General features: G+C 64.0%; 7 protein-coding genes. 2 read left to right on the top strand and 5 right to left on the bottom strand.

What is annotated here, in order from left to right; translation table 11 throughout:
• Positions 1 to 955, bottom strand: a 955-nt coding sequence (locus tag Y708_RS23815) for a PhoX family protein (RefSeq protein WP_035775715.1), incomplete at its 3' end; no start/stop codon positions are given.
• A 116-nt stretch (positions 956 to 1071) separates the two neighbouring features.
• The gene (locus tag Y708_RS0108185; protein WP_028279549.1) at positions 1072 to 2061 is read right to left on the bottom strand and encodes an o-succinylbenzoate synthase; all 990 of its coding nucleotides are present in this window, start codon (positions 2059 to 2061) and stop codon (positions 1072 to 1074) included.
• A 60-nt stretch (positions 2062 to 2121) separates the two neighbouring features.
• Here Y708_RS0108185 and Y708_RS0108180 point away from each other — a divergent pair, with 60 nt between their 5' ends.
• Positions 2122 to 3030 (top strand): phosphatase PAP2 family protein, encoded by a 909-nt coding sequence (locus Y708_RS0108180; protein WP_028279548.1) that lies wholly within the window; start codon positions 2122 to 2124, stop codon positions 3028 to 3030.
• Positions 3031 to 3051: 21 nt separating this feature from the next.
• On the opposite strand, the gene Y708_RS0108175 is transcribed toward Y708_RS0108180, so the two are convergent.
• Entirely contained in the window at positions 3052 to 4269 is a 1218-nt protein-coding gene (locus Y708_RS0108175) for an MFS transporter (protein WP_028279547.1), read from the bottom strand.
• 54 nt (positions 4270 to 4323) lie between these two features.
• Between Y708_RS0108175 and Y708_RS0108170 the strand changes: the two genes are divergently transcribed.
• On the top strand, positions 4324 to 5148 hold the full coding sequence (locus Y708_RS0108170) for a TrmH family RNA methyltransferase (RefSeq protein WP_028279546.1): 825 nt from the start codon (positions 4324 to 4326) through the stop codon (positions 5146 to 5148).
• Between the two features lie 70 nt (positions 5149 to 5218).
• Here Y708_RS0108170 and Y708_RS0108165 read toward each other — a convergent pair whose 3' ends face one another.
• Together Y708_RS0108165 and Y708_RS30390 are read right to left on the bottom strand one after the other, a co-directional pair.
• Positions 5219 to 5668, bottom strand: a complete 450-nt coding sequence (locus Y708_RS0108165) for a hypothetical protein (protein ID WP_028279545.1) — start codon at positions 5666 to 5668, stop codon at positions 5219 to 5221.
• Positions 5661 to 6128, bottom strand: a complete 468-nt coding sequence (locus Y708_RS30390; RefSeq protein ID WP_028279544.1) for a cupredoxin domain-containing protein — start codon at positions 6126 to 6128, stop codon at positions 5661 to 5663. Before Y708_RS30390 ends, Y708_RS0108165 begins: the two co-directional genes overlap by 8 nt.
• Positions 6129 to 6233: the final 105 nt, after the last annotated feature.

Here is a 6233-nt window from a genome sequence, read left to right as displayed (position 1 = left end):
GCTCGTCGATTTCCCAGCCACGGGCCGTGGGGCTGGACGTGAGGCCGTAGCGGCGGTCTGAGTCGCTGGTTCCAGGCGAGACAAAGTAGCCGTTGAAGTTTTCCTCACCGGAGAGGATGGTCCCCCAGGGGGTGGTGCCGCCTGCACAGTTGCCCAGGGTTCCGCGGATGGTGCGGCCCTCGGGGTCGTCCACTGTCTTCACCAGGTTTGAGCCGGCGGCAGGCCCGGTGAGCTCATACGCAGTGTCATTGAGGAACCGGCGGTTCAGGCGTCCCCCTTGGACGTATTTCCAAGGCTTCGCCTTGTTCTTCCGCTCAAGTTCAACCACTGACAGGCCATGAGCGGCCTGACCCACAGCCCGGGCTTCCGCTGGATCCATGTCCGGCGGGAACATAATGTTCTCATTGGTGTACTCATGGTTGGCGAAGAGCACCGCTCGGCGGTCCTTGCTCCCCGGTAAGTCGAGGATGTCCGTGTAGTCGCAGTTGTAGCCGAATTGCAGGGCCTGCGCGGCCGCAGTCTGGTTGTTGGCGTCGAAATCAGGCGAGTTGCGGAACATGGGGTCGCCCCAGCGGATCAAAGGGCGCCAGCTGAACCCGTCCGGCACGGTGACGTCGTCAACGAGTGCGTCCACTGGGTCGATCGGTGTGAACTTCAGTTTCCCCTTGGCGGCGCCGCCTTTCATCGCGACGGCCGGGGCAAGCGGGGCTCCGCCGGGAGTCAGCCCCGGGACGTTGGTTCCGACAAGCAGCGTCAAGGCACCCACTGCCCCCACCCCCATGGCGCTGCGCCGTGAAAGTTCGTTGGAGACAATGTCGCGGAAATAGTTGTTGCTGCTGGTATTGCAGACTGCCGAGGAACAGGCGTTATCGCACTTAAGGGCACAGGTTACGGCGCTGCGCTTGCCGTTGGTATGGCCGAGCATAGGCAGGAGACGCCTCTTGGTTTCGCTCACGTTTAGGACCTTCCAGGTTGAACGGTGTGGTTCCGGTCTCACACTGGCAACAAAACTGAACAGGTTAGGTGCACCGCCGTGAACAGGAGGCGAACTGCGATGGAAATGAGGATGACTTAGGGAAGGCTAAGAAGTTGGTGCGTTCGCTTCAACCGGTCCATCCACCAGGCGGCCCGGTCAGCGGGCGCAGCGTACCGTTCCAGCAGGTCCGGCGATGCTGACACGGCACGCACAGGCAGCGTGCCGCCATCGGGCATCAACGAATTATCGGTGACGTCGCCGTACATCAGGGAAAGCGTCCCCAGCCCGCACGCGTAGGGCAGGTTCGGCAGCGCAGCAGCCAGTGCCACCCCCGCGCTGATGCCCACCGAGGTGTCCAGGGCGGAACTGACGACGGCGGCAAGTCCAGACTGTGCCACGACGTCCAGCGCACGCCGCACCCCACCCAGGGGCGCCACCTTCACCACAAGCAGGTCGGCCGCATCCTCGCGGGCAACCCGCAGGGGATCGTCCTCTTTCCGGACGCTCTCATCCGCGGCAATGAGCACGGGCACCCCGCGGCGCCGGAGCTCCAGCCGCACGGTACGAAGATCCGCGATGTCCATGACCGGTTGTTCGGCATATTCAAGGGTGAAGCCGGCGAGAGCGGTCAACGCTTCCAGGGCGGCTTCCACGTTCCAGCCGCCGTTCGCGTCCACGCGCACGGCGGCCCCGGGCAGGAGGCGGCGCACCTCGGCGACGCGCGCGACGTCGTCGTGCAGGCTCTGCCCACGCTCGGCGACCTTGACTTTCACGGCGCTCACGGCACCAAAACGCTGAAGGATGTGTTCGACGTCGGCCGCCTGAACTGCGGGAATGGTTGCGTTGACGGACACAACCGTCCGCAGCGGCGCCGGGAAGCCTTCCCACGCGGCTTCAATAGTGGAGCGTAGCCAGGCGGCGGACTCCTCATCGCGGTACTCGGGAAACGGGCAAAACTCGCCCCACCCCGCCGGACCGCGAAGAACCAGCGACTCCCTGTGGGTCACTCCGCGGAACCGGACACGCATGGGCAGTGAAACAACGTGGGCGTGTTGGCGGAGCTCGTCGAAGGTTGGAGGCTGCACCTTGTCAGCCTACGCCGGTCAATTCCGGAACTCACCGCGGCCTGTGTCAGTGTTAACCACGTGAGCCCCCAGCAGTCATCCACAGTAGCGCGGTCCAGGACCGCTGCGCGTTCGCCTGCCCTTTTTGTGCTGGGGGCTATTGCGTGCGCGGCCGCGCTGGGCTGGACGTACTGGGCTTTTGTGCGGACAACCACCGGTCAGTTCGCTGACGAGTCAGCTTGGCGCGAGGCCGGGATCGCTGCCCCCGACAGCCAGCGGCCCATCCTTCAGTTTCTGGATAGCCTGCCGCTTATCTCCGTGTTCATCGCCGCGGCCGTGATTCTTTTCGTCACGATTGGCAGACGGCGCTGGGCTGCTGCGGCAATTGCACTGGGGACCATCGCGGGCGCCAACCTCACCACTCAACTTCTCAAGAACCTGCTCCTGGACCGGCCGGACCGCGGTGTTCCAACACTGGACTTCAATTCGCTGCCGTCCGGTCACACCACCCTTGCAGCCTCCGCGGCGGCCGCGATCTTCCTGGTGGTAACACCCCGCTGGCGTCCGCTGGCCGCTGCAGCGGGTGGAACCTACTCCGTGCTGGCTGGCGCTGCGACTTTCCTCAACCTGTGGCACAGGCCTGCCGATGTGGTGGCCGCCTTCCTGGTGGTTGCGGCCTGGACGCTGCTGGGTGGGGTGCTGATCATGCGTACCGGCAATCCGTGGAACGTGTGGTCCGGGTTCGGCGAACACTGGGCGGCTTCCCGCACGTGGCTTGTGCTGTGCTGGGTTCCGGGTGCCCTCGGCCTGGTGCTCTCACTTGGCCTGTACTTCTACGTGCAATCGATCGGCCCCGCGCCGGTTCCCGGCACAGCAAGCATCCCGCTGTTCTTCTGGTCGGGGCTCTCACTCATTGTTGGTGTGGGCTTCACGCTTACTGCTGTGGCGAGCTGGCTGTTTGGCGCCCAGGCGAGGCTGCGCACGGTCTAGGGACCGCTAAATCCGGTCCGCTCAGCGGGCCGGCACCGGCGGTTTTGCCCGTGGAATCCAATACCAGAGCACGACGGCGGCAATCAGTCCCAGCCCCCCAGTGGTCCAGATTCCTGCCGAAAGCGTGGCGACGGCTGTCACAGCGGCGAGAGCCCCCGGTCCGGCCATGGTGCCGATATCGGTGAGGAGCCGCCAGATGCCAAGGAACTGCGGCCGTCCCGGTGAGGGCGAGAAGTCCGCACCGAGGGTCATCACAATTCCGGATCCGATGCCGTTGCCGAAGCCGATCAGTAGGGCCACCAGCAGCAGGGAGAAGGCGTCTGTGGTAAACGGCAGGAGGATCAGGGCGGCGCCCATGATGGTCATGCACGGCACCGCCACCCAGCGGCGCCCTTTGACGTCCATCAGCTTGCCTGCCGGGTAAAAGATGAGCATGTCGATGGCACCGGAGAGTCCGTAGATGAGTGCCGTGGTGGTGGCGTCGAGGCCAATGTCCTGCGCCCAGAGCGGCAGCACCGCCTGGCGTGTTGCCCGGACTGCGGCGATCAGCAGGACGCCCACTCCCACTGTCGTGAAGATTCCGGTGTGGCTGCGCATGATGGACCGGACGGTCGCTGCGGGAGGGAGAACAATCGCGGCACCCTGCGCGGAGGGAGGACCCGAAGCTGTGTGCGCCATCAGTTCTGGCACACGGTAGCTCAGAACCGCTGCCGCCACTGTGAACACGGCCCCTACCCAGTACGCACCGTCCAGCCCAATGAAACTCATCACCAAGGCCCCCGCGAAGGGCCCAATGAACACGCCGATGCGGGTCACACCTCCCAGGGTGGACAGCGCGCGGGCACGGAAGTCCACGGGGACAGCCTCGGTGAGGTAGCTTTGCCTCGCCAAGCCAAAGACGGCGCCGGCCATGCCCACCATGAAGATGGCCGCGGCGAACACTACGAGATTGGGGGCATTCAGCGCCAGCACCATCGCTGCCGAGCACCACAGCGACGCGGCAACCAGGGACCACCGTTCCCCAAACCGGGTGGTAACCAGCGTCGCCGGAACATTTGTCACCAGCGAACCGATCCCGGTCAGCGTAATGATCAGTGCCGCCATCGCAATGTCTGCGCCAAGTTCCCGCGCCGTGAGTGCGATGACCGGCACGATGGATCCGGTGGCCGCACCGTAGAGGAGAGAGGGACCGTAGGCTCCAACAGCAATCTTCTTGAGGCTGAACGGTTCCTGGGGCACCGTTCCACTCTAGTCAACGAGCCGTCGCCAACAGCCATGTGGAAGCATGGACCAATGACCGGGCCAACCAAAACCAAACGCGTCACCACCCGTAATGCCGGCTTTCAGCAGTGGCATTCCTACCTCACCAACCGCAGCAAACGGAGTAAAGCCGGACTGTTCCTGGTCCAGGGCGTGCGACCCGTGCGGATGGCGCTCCATAACGAGTGGCCAGTGGAGTCAGTGCTGTACAACTCGTCCGTGCGGCTCTCCTCCTGGGCGCAGTCAGTGGTCGATAGCGCTCCGGGCGATACCTATGCCGTTGCACCCGAGTTGATGGCTGAACTCGGGGAGAAGCCAGACAGCCCACCAGAAATCCTGCTCGTGGCACGCACCCGCACGTTGAAACCCGTCCAACTGGAGTTGCCGAAACGCGGCGCATTGATTGTGATTATCGACCGGCCGCAGTACCCGGGAAACGTTGGCACCATGATCCGGTCAGCGGACGCCTTCGGCGCTCAGGCAGTGATCATCACCGGCCACGGGGCCGACCATTACGACCCTCAGTCCGTGCGGGCGTCAACCGGTTCTCTGTTCGGAATACAGGTTGCCGCAGCCGATGGTGTGGATGAGGGACTGCAATGGGAAGGCCGGGCTGAATTCACTCTGGTCGGCACTGATGAATCCGGCCCGGACAATGTGTTCGACTGCGACCTCACAGGTAATACGGCGCTGGTGATCGGCAATGAAGGACGGGGCTTGAGCCGCGGCTGGCTCGAGGCGTGCGACTCGATGGCCCGCATCCCCATCGTGGGCACGGCCAGCTCGCTGTCCGCTCCCTCAGCCTGCGCAGCAGTGTTGTTCGAGGCGGCGCGTCAGCGGCACACACCGGTCCGGTAGCGTGACCAGACACAAGACAGCACATACCACTCGCCCTCCGCGAAGTGGTATGTGCTGCCGATTGGGTGCCTTATACCCGCTCCACCCTCCGAGAAACCAGGGCCCGGGAAAGCAGGGCGAATCCGACGACGGCGAGTACGCCGGCCAGACCCTCCGCCACGGCGCTCAGCGTCTTCTGGAAGAACCACCCCGGCTCATACATCGCCGGAATGGGACCAATCTGGGGAAGCTGGACGAACGCTGACAACACCACGGCAGCGAAAGCGGAAAGAGCAACCGCCGCGGCAATGGCGTAGGACAACCGGCTTCCACGGATGAGGACGTAGAGTCCCGCCACGATGGCCACGACAGCCTGAATGGTGAACAGAGTCCCGCCGCCCATGCCGGTGGGATACGCCTGCTGGTACTGGGAAGCCAGGACAAAGTGCACATAGGCGTCGATCGCGAGTCCGGCGGCGATGAGCACCCGAAGCGCGATCATCATGGGTGCATTTCGCGCACCGGCGGACCTTCTAGCCATCGGTGACCACCAAAGTTCCGCTCATGTTGGCATGGAACGTACAGATAACGGCGAATTCACCAGCCTCTTCGGGTGCCGTGAAGGTCACGGTCTCCCCACCCGGCACGTTCACGTCAAAGAGGCCTTCCTCCTCCGAGGTCACAGTGTGCGGGGCGGTGTCTTCATTGGTCACGGTGACTTCTGCGCCGGCCGGAATCGACTCGGGCATCTCATAAGTGAAGTCGACGATAGTAATGACAACCTCAGCGGCGGCTTCGGGCTCTTCAGACATCTCTTCCTCTGCCGGGGCCTCTTCCGACGGGCTTTCCTCAGCCGGAGCCTCGGAAGTCGGTTCCGCAGCGGCGCTGCTGGCTTCCGGTTCCGGAACCTCCTCGGTAGCGCTATCCCCGGATCCACACCCCGCAACGCCGATCAGGGAAGCCGCGAGCACAATTCCAAGAGCACTGTTACGGATGTTCATGGTGGTCCTTTCCGGTGGGATCCCCAACCGGTGATTCCGGGCGCACGCGCGCTTGGATCCCATCTCATATGATCTTCGTCACGGGACACCCCATTGGATTGCCGA

Origin of the sequence: Arthrobacter sp. H5, assembly GCF_000520595.1 — a bacterium.
Lineage (GTDB): Bacteria > Actinomycetota > Actinomycetes > Actinomycetales > Micrococcaceae > Arthrobacter_D.
Note: the sequence above shows the minus strand (reverse complement) of the source record. Positions and strands in the feature narration are given on the sequence as shown.